17 protein-coding genes are annotated in these 17371 nt (G+C 52.6%); 5 read left to right on the top strand and 12 right to left on the bottom strand.

The annotated features are described in order from the left end of the window. Positions 1-89 precede the first annotated feature (89 nt). A complete protein-coding gene (locus NSQ73_RS17945; protein WP_340987516.1) occupies positions 90-575 on the top strand; it encodes a DinB family protein in 486 nt (161 codons plus the stop codon). Between the two features lie 110 nt (positions 576-685). Here NSQ73_RS17945 and NSQ73_RS17950 read toward each other — a convergent pair whose 3' ends face one another. The 3 genes from NSQ73_RS17950 to NSQ73_RS17960 form a co-directional block, all read right to left on the bottom strand. Then, positions 686-1480 carry an ABC transporter ATP-binding protein gene (locus NSQ73_RS17950; RefSeq protein WP_340987517.1) on the bottom strand — a complete coding sequence of 265 codons (795 nt, stop codon included), beginning with the start codon at positions 1478-1480 and terminating at the stop codon, positions 686-688. Next, positions 1467-2393 carry an ABC transporter permease gene (locus tag NSQ73_RS17955; protein WP_042136618.1) on the bottom strand — a complete coding sequence of 309 codons (927 nt, stop codon included), beginning with the start codon at positions 2391-2393 and terminating at the stop codon, positions 1467-1469. Before NSQ73_RS17955 ends, NSQ73_RS17950 begins: the two co-directional genes overlap by 14 nt. A gap of 67 nt (positions 2394-2460) precedes the next feature. After that, on the bottom strand, positions 2461-3534 hold the full coding sequence (locus NSQ73_RS17960; protein WP_340987518.1) for an ABC transporter substrate-binding protein: 1074 nt from the start codon (positions 3532-3534) through the stop codon (positions 2461-2463). Between the two features lie 326 nt (positions 3535-3860). Between NSQ73_RS17960 and NSQ73_RS17965 the strand changes: the two genes are divergently transcribed. After that, a complete protein-coding gene (locus NSQ73_RS17965; protein WP_340987519.1) occupies positions 3861-4790 on the top strand; it encodes a C40 family peptidase in 930 nt (309 codons plus the stop codon). A 99-nt stretch (positions 4791-4889) separates the two neighbouring features. On the opposite strand, the gene NSQ73_RS17970 is transcribed toward NSQ73_RS17965, so the two are convergent. Both NSQ73_RS17970 and NSQ73_RS17975 read right to left on the bottom strand, forming a co-directional pair. Further along, positions 4890-7598: a calcium-translocating P-type ATPase, SERCA-type gene (locus tag NSQ73_RS17970; protein ID WP_445669675.1), complete on the bottom strand. Its 2709-nt coding sequence runs from the start codon at positions 7596-7598 to the stop codon at positions 4890-4892. A gap of 137 nt (positions 7599-7735) precedes the next feature. Then, complete coding sequence (locus NSQ73_RS17975) at positions 7736-8149, bottom strand: DUF2500 domain-containing protein (RefSeq protein ID WP_340987521.1); 414 nt, start codon at positions 8147-8149, stop codon at positions 7736-7738. A 182-nt stretch (positions 8150-8331) separates the two neighbouring features. On the opposite strand from NSQ73_RS17975, the gene NSQ73_RS17980 reads away from it, so the two are divergent. Both NSQ73_RS17980 and NSQ73_RS17985 read left to right on the top strand, forming a co-directional pair. Further along, positions 8332-8691: a hypothetical protein gene (locus NSQ73_RS17980; protein WP_197074362.1), complete on the top strand. Its 360-nt coding sequence runs from the start codon at positions 8332-8334 to the stop codon at positions 8689-8691. Between the two features lie 92 nt (positions 8692-8783). After that, a complete protein-coding gene (locus NSQ73_RS17985; RefSeq protein WP_042136610.1) occupies positions 8784-9656 on the top strand; it encodes a YitT family protein in 873 nt (290 codons plus the stop codon). Positions 9657-9767: 111 nt separating this feature from the next. Here NSQ73_RS17985 and NSQ73_RS17990 read toward each other — a convergent pair whose 3' ends face one another. The 4 genes from NSQ73_RS17990 to NSQ73_RS18005 all read right to left on the bottom strand — a co-directional run bounded on the left by NSQ73_RS17990 (position 9768) and on the right by NSQ73_RS18005 (position 14887). Continuing rightward, positions 9768-10055 carry a stage VI sporulation protein F gene (locus NSQ73_RS17990; RefSeq protein WP_039298036.1) on the bottom strand — a complete coding sequence of 96 codons (288 nt, stop codon included), beginning with the start codon at positions 10053-10055 and terminating at the stop codon, positions 9768-9770. Between the two features lie 66 nt (positions 10056-10121). Next, positions 10122-12173, bottom strand: a complete 2052-nt coding sequence (gene recG, locus NSQ73_RS17995; RefSeq protein WP_076245456.1) for an ATP-dependent DNA helicase RecG — start codon at positions 12171-12173, stop codon at positions 10122-10124. A gap of 14 nt (positions 12174-12187) precedes the next feature. Beyond that, the gene (locus tag NSQ73_RS18000) at positions 12188-13048 is read right to left on the bottom strand and encodes a DegV family protein (RefSeq protein WP_340987522.1); all 861 of its coding nucleotides are present in this window, start codon (positions 13046-13048) and stop codon (positions 12188-12190) included. Between the two features lie 60 nt (positions 13049-13108). After that, positions 13109-14887 carry a DAK2 domain-containing protein gene (locus NSQ73_RS18005; RefSeq protein WP_340987523.1) on the bottom strand — a complete coding sequence of 593 codons (1779 nt, stop codon included), beginning with the start codon at positions 14885-14887 and terminating at the stop codon, positions 13109-13111. Positions 14888-15078: 191 nt separating this feature from the next. On the opposite strand from NSQ73_RS18005, the gene rpmB reads away from it, so the two are divergent. After that, positions 15079-15267 carry a 50S ribosomal protein L28 gene (gene rpmB / locus NSQ73_RS18010; RefSeq protein ID WP_019911441.1) on the top strand — a complete coding sequence of 63 codons (189 nt, stop codon included), beginning with the start codon at positions 15079-15081 and terminating at the stop codon, positions 15265-15267. Positions 15268-15464: 197 nt separating this feature from the next. Here rpmB and spoVM read toward each other — a convergent pair whose 3' ends face one another. The 3 genes from spoVM to rsgA form a co-directional block, all read right to left on the bottom strand. Then, a complete protein-coding gene (gene spoVM / locus NSQ73_RS18015) occupies positions 15465-15545 on the bottom strand; it encodes a stage V sporulation protein SpoVM (RefSeq protein WP_020431362.1) in 81 nt (26 codons plus the stop codon). 171 nt (positions 15546-15716) lie between these two features. Next, positions 15717-16385: a ribulose-phosphate 3-epimerase gene (rpe, locus tag NSQ73_RS18020; protein WP_039298023.1), complete on the bottom strand. Its 669-nt coding sequence runs from the start codon at positions 16383-16385 to the stop codon at positions 15717-15719. Between the two features lie 4 nt (positions 16386-16389). Beyond that, positions 16390-17295, bottom strand: coding sequence for a ribosome small subunit-dependent GTPase A (rsgA, locus tag NSQ73_RS18025; protein ID WP_340987524.1), 906 nt, complete (start codon positions 17293-17295; stop codon positions 16390-16392). Between the last annotated feature and the right edge of the window lie 76 nt (positions 17296-17371).

Here is a 17371-nt window from a genome sequence, read left to right on the forward strand (position 1 = left end):
AATCCTCATTTGGGGATATAATTTAAGAGGCAATAATGAAATTGACTTTAGACATGCCTTTATTTTCTACACAGAGGAGATTATTACTCATGATGAACCATAATGAAGAGATTCGTGATCAGATCTGCGCTGCAGTCTCCGGCCTCTCGTCCGAGACCCTAAACCGGAAGCCAGCCGAAGGCAAATGGTCACCTGTGCAAGTGCTGGAGCATCTGTATCTGATGGAAAAAGCGATCACCTCCGGGATCATGCAGGCGCTTGCTGCTACGGAAGAAGCTGTCACAGAGCCGAAGCCCTATCAGCTGACGCTGGACCGCAACCGGTTCATTGATGCCCCGCCCCATCTTGTGCCGTCCGAGGAATTCATCCCGCTTGGCGATGTACGGGCCCGGCTGGACCAGTCCCGTTCTGACCTGAAGACGGTGCTGGCCCAGAGTGAAGAGAGCCTGTGGAACCGCAAGCTGTATCCCCACCCGGTGTTCGGCCCGATGGATGTCGCCCAGTGGGTGGATTTCATCGGCATTCATGAAGAACGTCATCTGGCTCAGCTGAAGGAAGCCCTGGATGGAATTTGACTCCATTCTCTGCACCATTAAAAATGTAAAGACAATGACACAACAATAAAGGCTTGAGCAGCTGTCCAGCTAACGGACAGCACTCAAGCCTTCTTCAGTTCAATCCCTGCTTATCCCAGCATCATCCGGTCATCCGCCAGCTTATGGCCGCTGATGGCTTCGAACTCACCAAGCAGCCGCTCTACCGTCAGATCCTTCTTGCGGGATTCATCAAAATCGAGAATGATCGACCCCTTGTCCATCATAATCAGCCGGTTGCCTAAACGGATGGCCTGATCCATGTTGTGGGTGACCATCAGTGTAGTCAGCTTCATCTCACGGACAATGGATTCCGTAAGCTTCGTGATCAGTTCAGCGCGCGAAGGGTCCAGCGCAGCTGTATGCTCATCCAGCAGCAGAATCTTCGGCTGGGTGAAGGTCGCCATCAGCAGGCTAAGTGCCTGCCGCTCGCCTCCGGAGAGCAGCCCTACCTTAGCGCGCAGCCGGTTCTCCAGGCCAATGCCCAGCTTGCTGAGCTGCTCCCGGAACAGCGTGCGTCTGGCCGCATTCACCCCGAAGGACAGCCCGCGGCTCTGGCCCCGCTTATAAGCCATGGCCAGATTCTCCTCAATGGTCATATGAGGCGCCGTTCCGGCCATCGGGTCCTGGAAGACCCGGCCGATCCAGCGTGCGCGCTGGTACTCGGCCAGATTGCTGATCGAGCTGCCTTCAATGCGCGCTTCACCGAGATCCGGCTTCATGACACCGGAGATAATATTCATCAGTGTCGATTTACCGGCCCCGTTGCTGCCGATAATGGTCACGAAATCTCCGGCGCTCAGTTCCAGATCGATGCCCAGCAGGGCAATCTTCTCGTCAGGTGAACCCGGGTTGAACAGCTTGGATACATTATCAAGCTTTAGCATCGGCTGCCCCTCCTTTCTTGCTGCTGCGCGTCAGCTCCGCAAGCTCTTCAGTCCGTCTGCGGGCCATCGTCTTCTGCTTCAGGAACCGCTGAACGGACGGGAAGACGAGGGCGATGATAACGATAATAGCCGTAATCAGCTTGAGATCCGAAGCCTTGAGCCATGGCACCCGCAGAGCCAGCGCCACAACGATCCGGTAGACGATGGAGCCGAGCACTACGGCCAATGTAGCGCGGAAGACGTTGCCCGCACCGAATATCGCTTCCCCGATAATTACCGAAGCAAGCCCGATAACAATCATGCCTATACCCATGGATGAATCGGCAAACGTAGAATATTGGGCGATCAGCGCACCCGAGAGGGCCACCATTCCGTTCGCAAGACTGATGCCGAGAATCGTAGTAGTATCCGTATTGACACCGAAGCTGCGGATCATCCGGGAATTATCTCCTGTAGCACGCAAGGCAAGTCCAAGGTCTGTACGCAGGAACAGATCCATCAGAATCTTGACCAGCAGAACCACAAAAGGCATAACCAGCAAAGGATTAATAGAGCTGAAGAGGGATACCTCACCCATTAAGGAAACATTCGGCCGCACGAGAATCCGCAGATTGATGGAATATAGCGCAATCATCATGAGAATCCCGGATAGCAGGCCGTTGATCTTCCCTTTAGTGTGCAGCAGACCTGTACACATGCCTGCAGCCATCCCTCCGAGCAGGGCACATACTGTTGCCAGCAGGGGAGAATATCCGTGGGTGATCATGACCGCGGCAATCGCGCCGCCGGTGGTGAAGCTCCCGTCTACAGTTAAATCCGGAAAATCAAGAATACGAAAGGTAATATACACCCCGAGTGCCATAAAAGCGTACAGCAGGCCCATTTCCAGGGCGCCGATTAATGAACTATACATAGATGACTTCCTCCCTCAAGCGGCAAAGGGCGCCCGCATGGAAACGCCCCGTTATGATATCTGTATGTTATTGAATTATGTTATTGTCAGGATCTGCAACTTCAGCCTTCATAGCATCCGTTACTTCAATGCCTTGTGCTGCTGCCGCTTTGAGGTTAAGAATGAGGTCCAGCTTCTCTTGCATCGTTATTTTCATGTCGCCTGGACTTGTGCCGTTCTTAAGTACTTCCACTGCCATTTCGCCAACCTGGTAGCCATGGTCATAGTATTTGAAGCCCACAGTGGCAAAAGCACCCTTCTCAACCGTATCACGGTCTGCCGAGAAGAACGGCAGCTTGTTGTCATTAGCTGTCTGAATAATCGTATCCACACCGCTTACGACGGAGTTATCAAGTGTAATGTAAAGGGCATCCACACGTCCTACAAGGGATTCAGCCGCCTGCTTCACTTCCGACGTATTCGTGATGGCTGCCTTCACCAGCTCAATCCCGTGCTTGTCCAATTCTTCCTTGGCGATATCCGCCATAACTACTGCGTTAGGTTCACCTTCATTAATGACAAGGCCCAGCTTCTTCACATCCGGGAACTGCGTTGCGATGAAATTCATCAGTCGTGTAATTGACTCAGGGTTCGTATCCGATGCGCCGGAGACATTGCCGCCGGGATGTTCCAGGTCGCTTACGAGCTTGGCATCCAGCGGGTCAGTGACTGCCGCGAACAGAATCGGCGTATCCTTCACTTTCTGGACAATGGATTGTGCGGACGGAGTGGCGATCGCCAGCACCAGATCATTCTTGTCACCCGCAATCTTCTGGGCAATGGACAGGTTGTTCGCCTGATCCGCCTGGGCATTCTCCAGATCTACCTTCAAGTTCTCACCTTCTACGATTCCGGCATCCTTCAGTGCCGCCAGGAAGCCTTCCCGAGTAGCATCCAGCGACGGATGTTCTACATATTGTGAGATGGCAATCGTGTAGGATTTGGTGTCCGCAGAACCAGTGTCTGCCGGAGCGCTGGTTGCGTTTGCCGGAGCATTTCCTGCATTGGCTCCATTATTTACGGCTGCATTATTGTTACCGCAACCTGCTGCTACCAGCATCAAGGACATACTCAGGCCAAGCCAAATGTTCTTTCTCTTCATCAGATAACCCCTCTTCTTTTACGGATTCAGCGCGCGAACCTGGGTTAGCGGTTCAGCATTATCGCTTTCATCTTTGAAAGCATTAAAGCAAAAGCCCGCACCATTTCCGCATCCACTGCCGCAATCTATTAAACATATATTATATGTAGGTTGATTTTCCGTCAATCATTTATCACGGCTCCATATTTTACAAAAAACGCACAATGGGCTGATGTTTCGACAAGAACAAGCCTGTTGCTCTTGACATTGATTGCTAAACCCTTTTGCACATAAAAAAAGCCGGCCTGCACAAACTTTACTTAAAGTTTGAAGATGGAGCGTGTCAAATGCCAATAATCAATTCATCCAAAACTGCGGCCACAGCCGCACTGCTTACTGCCGTCATTCTTGGCTCAACCGCCTGCAGCTATTCCAGTAAGGACACTACCCCGAAGGTGAATTCGGTTACGCCAACCGGAACATTTGCCGGAAGCTACTATGAGAAGAATTCCATCACGGACAAAGAAGGCAAGTATTGGATTCCGCTGAAGCCGGCCGCTGCCTCCATAGGATACCGAATGAAAGACGACACTTCGAGCGGAGGATATACCAAGCTGGGCTACAGCGATGTAATGTACATGCTCCGACCGGATTCCAGCCAGGTTTTCTCCCTGGGGGAGAAGATCACCCTGCCGGACGTTCCCATCCGCCGCGAAGGTCAGATCTACATCACGCCTAATGCATTATCCAAGCTGCTGCAGACCGAGGTTGGCTGGAACCCGAGCACCGGAGAGATCAATATTGCTGCCCCTTCTGACAGGGATACTACCGCCAATACAGGTGCAGGTGAAGCAGCCAAGCCGCTGCGGATCCAGAGCGTCTCCAATGTGGATACCGGTGAACTGATCGCCTATGCCAAGAAGTATCTCGGCGTACCCTACGATTTCGGTGCCGGACCTTATGAGGAGACCAAACGGTTTGACTGCTCATCCTTCACCCGTCATGTATTCAAGAAATTTGGCGTAGATCTCCCGCGGCTGGCCAAAGATCAGGATAATATCGGCAGACGCATATCAAGGAGCGAGCTGGAGCCCGGGGATTTAATTTTCTTCACGGTACCCGGCCGGTTCGAGAGCGACGCCATTCCCGGTCATGTAGGCATCTACATGGGGGGCGGCAGTTTCATTCATACTTGGGGCGATCCCGGAGTACAGATCAGTGACCTGGACAGCGGGTACTGGAGTAATGTTATTCTGCACATGCAGCGGGTGTTATAATCCCCTAAATATAACAAATGCAAGGAAGGTTACGGGCTTCTGCCGAAGCGCCGGACCTCCTTGCATTTTTTTATGCCACCGCCATTGTCCGGCAGTATACTATTCCCAATTCTTACTGCGCCCGCTTAAGCGGAGAACCAGCTTCACCAGCTCCACAATCATTACTATCGCCACTGCAGCCCCGCAGACAATTCCCCACTGCAGACCGCTCAGATGCTCCACTCCGAACCATTCATTCAGCCCGGGAATGATAATAACCAGCACCAGCAGAAGTCCCGAGATGACCGAAGCCCCCAGCATATAGCGGTTGCTGAACAAGCCGATCTGGAACAATGATTTGGTATTGGATCTGACATTGAATGCATGGGTAAGCTGCAGCAGTCCCAGCGTCGCAAAGGCCATCGTGACTGCAACGCCTTCGTCGTAATGGGTATGTGCCCAGTAATACACCAGCAGGGTCAGTGCTGCCTCAAGCAGCCCTTGATAGATGATTCCGATCCCCACGCCTCCGGCAAAAATACTGCTGCTTGATTTACGCGGTTTCTTCGACATCACATCATTATCCGCTTTTTCCAGTCCGAGCGCGAGCGCCGGCAGGGTATCTGTGACCAGATTAATCCACAGGATATGAATCGGTTCAAGAATCCGCCAGCCGATCAGCGTCGCAATGAACAGGGTCACCACTTCCCCCAAATTGGCCGACAGCAGGAACTGGATCGCTTTGCGGATGTTGCTGTATACCTTGCGTCCTTCTTCGACAGCAACGACAATCGTAGTGAAATTATCATCGGCCAGTACCATGTCGGATACGCCTTTGGCCACATCTGTTCCTGTGATGCCCATACCAACACCGATATCCGCTGATTTCAGCGCAGGCGCATCATTGACTCCGTCACCGGTCATAGCAACGATTTTGCCCATTTGTCTCCAGGCCTTGACGATCCGCACCTTATGCTCAGGCGATACACGGGCGTACACGGAATAATCGGCCACTCTTGTGGCAAAATCCGCCTCGCTGATCTGATCCAGCTCGCGGCCGGTCAGCACTGCCTTATCATCATCGATGATTCCAAGCCGCTTAGCAATGGCTGCAGCCGTGTCCCGGTGGTCCCCGGTGATCATCACCGGCCGGATGCCCGCCCGTCTGCATACGGCAACCGCATCCCGGACCTCCTCGCGCGGCGGATCGATCATCCCGGTCAGGCCGATGAACACCAGATCCTTCTCCGTCCCCTCCGTTGAAGGATCGGAGGGCTGCTCTGCATGATCGCGGTAAGCAAACGCCAACACCCGCAGCGCCTCGTCTGCCAGACTTTTGTTGCTGGCTGTGATCCGGCTGATATGTGCCTCCGTCAAGGGCACCACAGTGCCATTCTCTTGGATATGGCTGCATTTGGACACCAGCACATCCGGCGCTCCCTTGGTCAGCACCCGGAACCCGCCGTTATCCAGCTTATGGATCGTCGTCATCAGCTTGCGGTCCGAATCAAAAGGCAGCTCATTCACCCGCGGATAACGCTGCTCCAGCTCCCGTTTGTCAGTCCCGATGCTGAGTGCGAAGTCAACCAGCGCCGTTTCGGTAGGGTCGCCGATAAGGGCTTTACCGCTCCGGGTCCCGCCTGCTGAACCAGGCTTCGCCTCTGCCCGGGCTCCATCCGTAGCTTTCCCTCCAGCACTCTTGCCTTCGTCTATGCTGGAATCATTGCACAGGGTCATCGCCTGCAGCAGCAAATCACCGCCCGGCGTTTCGTTAAGCTTCGAATCGGCCTCGATAGTCTCTCCGCCCACATACAGCTTTTCCACGGTCATCTTGTTAAGTGTTAATGTGCCCGTCTTATCAGAACAGATAATCTCTGTACTACCCAGTGTCTCCACCGCAGGCAGCTTGCGGATAATTGCCTTGCGCTTAGCCATCCGCTGCACACCTAGCGCCAGGATGATGGTTACGATGGCCGGAAGCCCCTCCGGAATCGCCGCTACCGCAAGTGAGATGGAGGTCAGCAGCATATCAAGCAGCTCTCTGCCCTCCAGCCAGCCGACCACGAAGATAACGACACAGACACCCAGAATAATGAAGGTGAAATATTTGCCAAGCTCATCCAGCTTTTTCTGCAATGGGGTAACTTCATTCTCCGCCTCCGAGATGTATCCGGCGATCCGGCCCACTTCGGTATGCATCCCCGTAGCCGTTACCACACCCACACCCCGGCCATAGGTTACGCTGCTGCTCATATAAGCCATATTCGTCCGGTCACCGATAACAAGATCATTGCCCGCAAGCACTCCCGACTGCTTATCCGAGGGCAGGGATTCACCCGTCAACGCCGCCTCCTCGGTCTTCAGTGACGCCGCTTCGAGCAGACGCAGATCAGCAGGCACCACGTTGCCGGCTTCCAGCAGCACAATATCGCCTGGCACCAGCTCCTCGCTTTTGATCTCTGTGACCTGCCCGCCCCGGCGGACTCTCGCCTGCGGAGAGGACATACTTTTGAGCGCTTCCAGCGCCTGCTCCGCTTTGTTCTCCTGGATGACACCCAGCACCGCGTTCAGGATCACCACCAGCAAAATAATAACGGTATCCGTCCACTCTCCGAGGATTCCCGAGAGCACGGCAGCCGCCAGCAGGATGAAGATCATTACATTCTTGAACTGCTCAATGAATTTAGCCAGCAGCGATTTAGACTTGGCTTCCTGCAGCATGTTTTTTCCGTAACGTTCCAGTTGCCTTGCCGCTTCTTCTGCAGTCAGTCCGGCTTCCCTGCTCTCCAGCTGCTTCAGCACCTCGGCCGTATCCAGAGTATGGAACAATACATCTTCTTTACTTTTGCTTTTAGCAGAATCTGAGTTCAAGTCATCCGCTCCTTCTATAATTTATTTAGTTCAAACCCTTATATGGAGTTTTACCCAAAAATAGCAGGAGAATTCTAAAAACATATGTAGATTTATCAAAGGTTACGCCTGCCCGAACGGGCAAATCCTTTGAACCGGGTCCCCTTGGTGGACAGCTCGCCCCTGTCACCCTCAACGATCAGACCATACGCTTTGGCCTTCACCTCCAGCTCCCTCCGGCTCCCGTTCTGGAATTCAAAGGTTACATAGTAGCTGGTGTGTGTGCCCGCATGCCCTCTGCCGCCCCAGACCTCTGTGCGTTTCGTAACAGCTGTCGCCACCCTCGACTCGAGCGGACTGGCATTATTGGTCATCCAGATCTTCAGGGCTCTGGCAATTGTGTAAGCAACAAAAACTGCGATCAGCAGCAGCACAAGCTGTAATAAATATGGCCCTTCGGAGAAGAAGCCGCGAGAGGAACTGGCTACAGCCGAATTCAGAAATCCGTTAAAAATGCCCTCTTTATGCAAATTAAACGCTCCTTTGGTAAAAATAATTATAAAATGTTCATTTTACTAGAGAATACGCGGTGTATCGGCTCCGGTTTCGTATTTTCATGATATTTATCCCAAAAAAACAGCGCCGGAAGTTTGGTCCTGCCCAGAATCCTATGTTATGCTTTAACTACAATATACAGTAAGGAGGTGTTCTCTTGATGACATATCTAGCGCGCTTACCCATTTCTAAGCTGCTGAAGGCGGCCTTCATACCGGTGCTTCTCCTGACATTTCTGGCTGCTTCTTCCCAGCTGCTGAACGAACAGGAGGCTTCCGAAGTGCAGCATGCCAGACTGGAGCGTTATGAGCATAAAATGGCTCAGCCGGTACGGGTGCACAGCACAACGTTCCATTACATTCCTTCCGCGCGGCTGGCCCATCCTGAGAACCTGCTGGCGCTTCATCCGGAAGCGTCCCTGCCTCTGCTCTGTGTGTCGTTCTTCCCCATCATTTACATCATTCTGAAGCGGCTGCTGCTGTATCCGCTGAAATGCACATCACACTTTATAAGGTAAAGGCTTTCCAATAAATCCTTTGAGCGCACAACGCATTATCTATAGCAAACGAACCTACAAATTCAGGTTTCCTGCTGAAAGGAGGAAATCCATTGAAAATCAGATATAGAGGGGCTGCCCCCCTGCGCCATTCCAAAATACTGCGCCTTCTCTCCGTCATAGGCGGGGGCTTGCTCGCTGCTGTAGGACTGGAACTGTTCCTGATGCCGCATAAGCTGCTGCCTGGCGGAATCGCCGGATTGTCTGCTCTGCTGTCACATTTAACCGAAATGCGTCTTGGCTTATTTCTGTTCCTGCTCAACCTTCCGTTCATTCTAATGTCGCGCAGGCAGATTAATCTCCGGTTTGCCCTGTATACGATGCTTGGATTAATCTGTCTGACGGCGGGCTCACTGGCCCTGCATCACTTCCCTGCAGCCACCAGCGAACCGTTGCCTGCTGCGATAGCCGGCGGACTGTGCCTTGGCTTTGGGCTTGGCATCTCTGTCCGCTTCGGAGGCATTACCAGCGGAAGCGAGAAGCAGGGAGTCCGGCTGCTGAACGGCGGTCCGCCCAAATCTGCTGAAATGGGCATTATGCTGTTCAACTGTGCCATTCTGCTCTTCGGCGGTTCATTGTTCGGCTGGGATCAGGCTATGTACAGCATCATTGCTTACCTGCTGGCCTTTGAAGCTTTGCGCTTCTCGTTAAGAGACCTATCCCTCTCCCAGGCTGTCTGGATTACGAGCAGCAACTGTGAAGAGATCCGCCGCAGGCTCCAGCAGTCACTTGACCGCGAAGTTAAACTCGTCAGGTCCACCGGTCCTGAGGGACAGCCCGGCACCGTCTTCTGCCTGGCAAGCAGGCTGGAGGAAGAGGAGCTGGCTTCCATCGTCCACGGATGCGACCAGGACAGTAAGATCGTCATCAATGCGGCCCGGAACAGCCGGATTTCCGCGCTCTTCCGTAATCACCCGCCAGGTTGACCGATGGTATTCAGCGGACAGCTTACAGCCCCTGATCAACCAAAAAGCGTTCCCGCATTTAGTTGCGGGAACGCTTTTTGGTTAGATCAGGCAAGGGCAGGCTCCGCTCTTTCAGCGGAACATCCCCCATAAGCGGATCAGGTGAAAGGTATTGCCCGGATCAATCTTCTGGGCAATCACAAATTTAACAATTTGCTCTTCCTGCGAGGACGTCAGCTTCTCATTCATCACTGCAGAAGCGTTGCGCACCAGCCTGCGCACAACGGCAGTGTCCTGCAGCTCTTGCTTGGAAATTCCGTTGATCATATTCTTGATGCGTTCCTTAACCGCCGGATTCTTCATCTTCAGCTTAATGCGATCCACCAGCGCAGGACTGATTCCGAATTGCTGATAACCCAAGCATAGCACCTCCCGTCATATCCAATCATTCACAGTATATGAGGGCCGGTCTCCGCATGTGCCTAATCAGTCAATTAAATCTCCCTGGAATATTTGCTCCTGCTGCAAATACCCGCGCAGCGGAGCATAATCCGCCGATGTCCAGAACGCGGCATCCCGCAGCAGCTCTGCAGCGTCATCACGCGCCAGCTCCAGCGTCTCGAAATCAGCCGTCATATCCGCCAGCCGGAATTCCGGCAGCCCGCTCTGCTTCGTCCCGAAGAAATCCCCCGGTCCCCGCAGCTCCAGATCACGACGGGACACCTCGAAGCCGTCATCCGTATCCGTCATCGCCGTCATCCGCTCTCTGCCAATTTCCGATTTGGGATCTGCCATCAGCACGCAGTAGGACGCATGTTCCCCTCTGCCGACCCGTCCACGCAGCTGATGCAGCTGTGACAGGCCGAAGCGGTCGGCATCCATAATGATCATCAATGTGGCATTCGGTACATCCACACCCACCTCTACGACTGTAGTAGAGACTAACAGCTGCAGCTCATTGCTGTAGAAGGCACGCATCACTTCATCCTTCTCTGCAGGCGTCATCCGCCCGTGAAGCAGCCCTACCTTATAGTTCGGGAAAGCCTGCGACATCTGAACATGCAGATCAATCGCATTCTGCACGTCCAGCTTCTCCGACTCCTCAATAAGCGGGCAGATCAGATAGGCCTGCCGCCCCTGGTCAATCTCACGGCTGATCAGATTCAATACCCGCTCCATCAGATCAGGCTTCACCCAGTAGGTCGTAATCGGTACACGCCCTTTTGGCCGTTCGGACAGCGTAGACACATCCATATCGCCAAAAACAGTGATAGCCAGCGTACGCGGAATCGGGGTGGCCGTCATCGTCAGCACATCCGGGTTATAGCCCTTGCGCCGCAGGACACTGCGCTGGTTCACCCCGAACCGGTGCTGCTCATCTGTGACTACAAGTCCCAGACTGCGGAAGAAGACATCATCCTGAATTAAGGCATGGGTTCCGACGACCACATCCAGCATTCCCAGCTGCAGAGAAGCCAGCAGATCCTTACGTTTGCGTCCGTTCACACTGCCGGTCAGCAGACCGACTGTAATGCCGAACGGTTCAAACATTCTGGTGAGCGAGCGTATATGCTGTTCGGCCAGAATCTCAGTCGGCACCATCAGTGCCCCCTGAAATCCCGATCGTACGGTCGCATACAGTGCAATAGCCGCCAGTACGGTTTTGCCGGAGCCTACATCCCCTTGCAGCAGCCGGTTCATACAGTACCCTGAGCGCATGTCATGCAGAATCTCCAGCTCCACATGCTTCTGGGCGTCCGTCAGTTCAAACGGCAGACTCCGCACAAACTGGCGGACTGTGGCGTTATCCACTGTATGGACCACACCGTCCATTCTGCCGCGGTTCAGTACACGGAAGGCCTGTACCTTGAGCTGGAACAAGAATAGCTCCTCATAGACCATCCTGCGCCTTCCCTGCTGTCCTTCGCGTGTATCCTCCGGCTGGTGGATCGTAGCAATTGCCTTTTTACGCGACATGAAATCATACTTGCGCATAATACTGTGCGGGAGGATTTCCGGAATCAGCTCTCCATACTGCTGCAGGGCCTGGCCTATGACTTTGCGGATCCAGGATTGTGTGATCTTGCCGCCTACAGAGTACACCGGCTGCAAGGTTCCCGTCTTGCCTTCTCCCCGGTCCGGAAATTCATAATTGGTTACAGTAATCTGATTGCGTTTCTGGTCCCATTTCCCGGTTAATACTACTTCGCGGCCTACTGTCAGCTGCTCACGTGCATAATGCTGATTGAACCATGTTGCCGTGAACATCCACGGCTCGGCCACCATCTTGCAGCTCATACGTGATTTGCCCCCGAAGCGCTGCAGCACCGGAATGCCGATTACCTTAGCTACGACGGTTGCTTTATCGCCATGCTTAACTTCACTAAGAGACTTAGGCCGGAAATCCTCATAACGGAACGGGTAGTATTCCAGCAAATCCTTCACTGTAAAGACGCCAAAGGCGTGAAGCTCGCCTTGCTTTTGAGCGCTCACGCCAGTTATTTGTTTCACTTCAATTGATTCCAAAGCCAGCACCATGTTCATCCCCTATACTAGGCGGGCCAGATGAATACGGCTAAGGTCCCGTTGCCGACATGGCTGCCTACGACAGGTCCAATGTTGGTCAGTACCTTCTCTTCCAAGGTGAAATGCCCGGACAATTCCTTGAGGAATTCTTCGCCGGAAGCCGGTTCAGCCGTATGACCCACGGCCACATTGATTTTGTTCACACCCGGCAGATCCGCCTTGAACAGCTCGATCATGCGGGCAACTGCCTTCTTGCGGCCTCTAACCTTCTCTACCGCATAGATGATTCCTTCTGCATCGATCGACAGGATCGGTTTGATATTGAGCAGCGTACCCAGGATGGCGGACGCTTTGCCGATTCTGCCGCCCTTCTGGAGATATTCCAGCGTATCCACCAGGAAGTACAGCTTGCGCGACTTGCGCATACTCTCTACCTGCTCCAGAATTTCCTCCGGCGCCTTACCCTGACCGGCCAATCTAGCGGCTTCCACTACCATGAACCCGAATCCGTAGGAAGCGGACAGGGAGTCAACCACGGTGACCGACTCCCCTTCCTCTTCCAGCATGGATTTGGCCAGGACAGCAGATTGATAGGTTCCGCTAAGTCCGGAGGAGATATGGAAGGACAGGATCGGACTGCCCGGATAACGTTCCTGAATGCTGCGGTACACGTTCATATATTCGACCGGCGACGGCTGTGAGGTGGTCGGCAACTGCGGCGAGCGGGGAAGACGCTCATAGAACTGCTCCGGAGTCATATCCAGATTATCCCGGAAAGCCTCTTCGCCGAACATCAGTGTCAGCGGAACGACTTCAATGCCGTACTGATCCGCCAAGGCAGGCGGGATATCGGAAGTGCTGTCGGTAACGATTACGGTACGATTCATGGATTTCCTCCCCATACTATGATTTAGCTGATCCACTCTGCTTGCTTAGGTCTAAGATGTCTATGGCTCCACTGAGAAAAGATAGTAATACAGCGGCTGGCCTCCATCATGAACTTCTACTTCAACCTGCGGGAATGTTTCTTCCAGCCATGTGCTGAGGGAATCCGTAACGTCTGCTTCGGCATCTGCACCTGTCAGCACCGTCACAATCTCGTCACCGTTCACCAGCATGCTAGCCAGCAGCTGCTTGCTTACAGCAAGCAATTCATCGGCGGCAGCAACGATCTTGGAGTTCGAGATTCCGATATACTGCCCGGCTTTGATCTCCAGCTCTTCAATGACTGTATCCCGCACGGCATTGGTAACCTGTCCCGATTTGACCTGTGCAATTGCCTCAAGCATATTGCTTGTGTTGGCATCTACCGCTTCCTCTTCCTGGAAAGCAAAGGCGGCCGAGATTCCCTGGGGAATACTCTTGCTAGGGATAACCGTGATGTCACGTTCGCCTTCCAGCAGCTCCTTGGCCTGCTGCGCAGCCAGTACTATATTGGAGTTATTCGGCAAAATGTAGATATGCTTCGCTGAAATAGAAGATATCGCATTAACGAAATCCTCCGTGCTAGGATTCATCGTCTGGCCGCCGGCCAGGATGGCATCCACGCCAAGGCTGCGGAAGATATCAGAGATTCCATCTCCCGAAGAGACTGCGATGAAGCCGTATGGCGCCAGATCATCCGCAGGAGGAACTGCAGGCGACTGTACGCTGGCCTTCTCTTCCGGAATATCGGCGAATACATCCGGCATTGGAGCAATATCCATTCCGGCTGTCAACAGATCGCGGTGCTGCTCACGCATGTTAAGAATGTGAATCTGTGTGATCTCACCATGCAGCAGCGCCAGGTTAAGCACCTCGCCGGGAGTCTTCGAGTGCACATGCACCTTGATGGTCTCATCATCCGAAATTACGATAATGGAGTCACCGTTAACTGACAACGCTTTCCGAAAAACTTCCTCATCAAAATCTGATTTCACAGATGCGCCAAGCTGGCGGTTGATGAAAAATTCCATATCATATAAAAATTCGATGTCTTCCGTAGAAAGCTGGGATTGGGCGGAAGACTGTACGGAGGACAATACGTTCTCAGGTTTAGTCAGTACTGCTGCAGGAATTGGTGCAGGAACTGAGGCTTGTCCTTGTACAGGTGTCTGTACAGCGGCTGATCCGCTGGTCAGATACTGGTGGAAACCTTCATAGATGTAGACCAGACCCTGACCGCCGGAATCCACAACACCGACCTGCTTGAGCACAGGCAGAAGTTCAGGTGTATTGGCTAGCGCTTCCTTGGCTTTGGCCAATACTTCGGTCATAAGCTCAGTAACATCCGTTGTACGGCGCGCATAATACACTGCATGTCTCGCAGCTTCCTTGGCGACGGTAAGAATCGTGCCTTCAACCGGTTTAACCACTGCTTTGTAGGCTGTATCAACGCCAGTCTGCAGTGCTGCAGCGAACTGCTGCGTGTTCAATTCTTCATATTGGGCTGCATAACGTCCAAGACCTCTGAATAACTGCGACAAAATAACGCCGGAGTTCCCCCGCGCGCCCATCAAGAGTCCTTTGGAGAGTACTCCTGCACATTGGCCTACAGAGGCAGTATTATTTTTCTTCAATTCATTCGCGCCAGCGGTCATCGTCAAATTCATGTTGGTTCCCGTGTCTCCATCCGGAACCGGAAAAACATTTAAAGAATTGACATGCTCCGCATGCTGCTGCAGCTCTTCCGCACCGGCGAGTACCATTGCGGTAAAATCTGTCCCGTTTATAGAACGCTTACTCAATGAGAATTCCCCTTCCTAACTTCATGCCTAATCAATTCTATGATTAACTGGACATAATGCACTAATTTATATTGTACTATAAGAGTCTAAAGAAATAAATGTTTTTGAATCGGTTGACGTAGCAAATTTTGCTGTGATATTATATTTAAGTATTGTTTTACGCAGGTGTAAGTAACAAGGAGGTGTAATCTATGTCCCGCAAATGTACAGTAACAGGCAAGAAACCGGGCAGCGGCAACCACGTGTCTCACGCAAACAACCGCAACCGTCGCTCTTGGGGAGTTAACGTTCAGAAGGTCCGTATCCTAGTGAACGGCAAACCGAAACGCGTGTACGTCAGCACCCGTGCTTTGAAAGCCGGTAAAGTTGAACGCGTTTAGTCTTGGATTATCCTAGACCTAGCGATATCTCATATCAAGTAGAAACGGACATGCCGTCCTTAAATAGACGGTATCCGTTTCAGCGAGAAATAGAAGGACACTTTATAGTGCAAAGCATATAAAGTCTTATATTTGAAGCAAAAAGCACCCTTTACATTCGTAAGGTGCTTTTTTTCATGTTTTCTGTTCTGCCTCGCTCAGCTCTTCTGAAAAGTGTTCAAAATCGCTTTAACAAAACCTCCCAAAAATCTTGGCAGCTTGAACGTGTAAAATTTCATGATTAACCCTCCCATCAATTCATGCCATGCAGTAGGAGACTATCCTGTCATGATGTGTATGCCAACGAACTGCAGACCTCCCTTATTGTACAAAAAAAGGCTACATGAGATTTCTGCTCATGTAACCATATTTATGCGGGTATAACTTGGCCTATACCTAAGCACTCGCGATTAAAGGACAGCACCATCCGCCGCCTCGCGGATCGCCCGGATTGCACCTGCGCGGTCACTGCGTCCAAAGACCGCATTGCCCGCTACCAATACATCAGCCCCTGCTTGAGCCACGAGAGGTGCTGTAGCTTCGGCAATTCCTCCGTCCACCTCAATGCGCAGCCCCTTGTGATTGATCTCACCGGCCCATTCTCTAAGCTGTGTAATCTTATGCAGCGTACGCGGAATGAAGGCTTGTCCGCCAAACCCCGGATTCACTGTCATGACCAGCACCAGATCAACATCCTCGAGAACCTCACGCACAGCAGCTGCCGGAGTACCCGGATTAATCGCCACACCGGCCATCAGGCCGAGCTCCTTGATCTGATGAACCACCCGGTGCAGGTGTACACAAGCTTCTGCATGGACGGTAATTACAGCCGCCCCTGCGGCGGCAAAATCAGCAATATACCGTTCCGGATTCTCGATCATCAAATGAACATCAAGCGGCAGGGAAGTATGGGCTTTGACCGCTGCCACAATGGCAGGACCCAGGGTAATATTCGGCACAAAATGACCGTCCATCACATCTACATGAATCCAGTCCGCACCGCTGGCTTCGGCTTCCGCGACTTCTGCGCCAAGTGCGGCAAAATCTGCTGACAATATGGAAGGAGCAATAATAACCATGTGTTTAGTACCTCCGCTTTTTATCTTTCATTTCGTTGTAGAACAGCTTGTAATGCTCATAGCGGCTGTCCGCAATCTCTCCAGCCTGCAATGCTTCTATCACCTTGCAGCCCGGTTCGTGAAGATGGCTGCAGCCGCGGAATTTGCAATTCTCCGCATAGGAAGCGAACTCACGGAAGCATTCGGACAATTCATCCACACCCAGCTCCAGAAAGTCCAGCTGGCTGAACCCCGGTGTATCGGCCACGAAACCGCCATTCCCGATATCCATCAATTCAACGTGACGTGTCGTATGACGCCCGCGGCCAAGCCGCATGCTGATTTCACCTGTCTCCAGCTCAAGGCCCGGTACGAGGCGGTTCAGCAGGGTTGACTTCCCTACGCCGGACTGGCCTGAGAATACACTGATGATTCCGCCCAATCGCTTCCGCAGCTCATCGGCGCCTGATCCGTTTAGTGAGCTCGTAACCATTACTTCATAGCCAATTTGTTCATAGAGAGCTTTGACTGCTTCTGTAGCCTGGCCCTCATCATCCGCCAGATCCTGCTTGGTCAGTACAATCAGCGTGTCCAGTCCGGAATGCTCGATATGAACGAGGAATTTGTCCAGCAGGTTGAGGTTCATATCCGGTTCCCGTACAGAGAACAGCAGTACGGCCAGCTTCACGTTCGCTACCTGCGGACGGATCAGTTCAGAATCACGGGGGAGCAGTTCATCCACCATCCCCTCCCCGTTCTCGGTCAGCATATAGATAATCCGGTCACCTACCAGAGGAGCTATTCCTCTTTTCTTCAGTATTCCGCGTCCCCGGCATTGTATAGCCTGTTCCTCCGTTGCGATGAGTCCATCCTTAAGCGGCTTCACATAATAATATCCGCTCAGCGCTTTGATAATGATTCCTTCAGGCATACATATTAAGCCTTCCTCTCCTGATTTTGCGCAAATGACCCAAGATTATATCCCCGGGTCATTTCGCCGCTCCAGC

This window comes from Paenibacillus sp. FSL R10-2736 (assembly GCF_038000245.1).
Lineage (GTDB): Bacteria > Bacillota > Bacilli > Paenibacillales > Paenibacillaceae > Paenibacillus_AQ > Paenibacillus_AQ phytohabitans.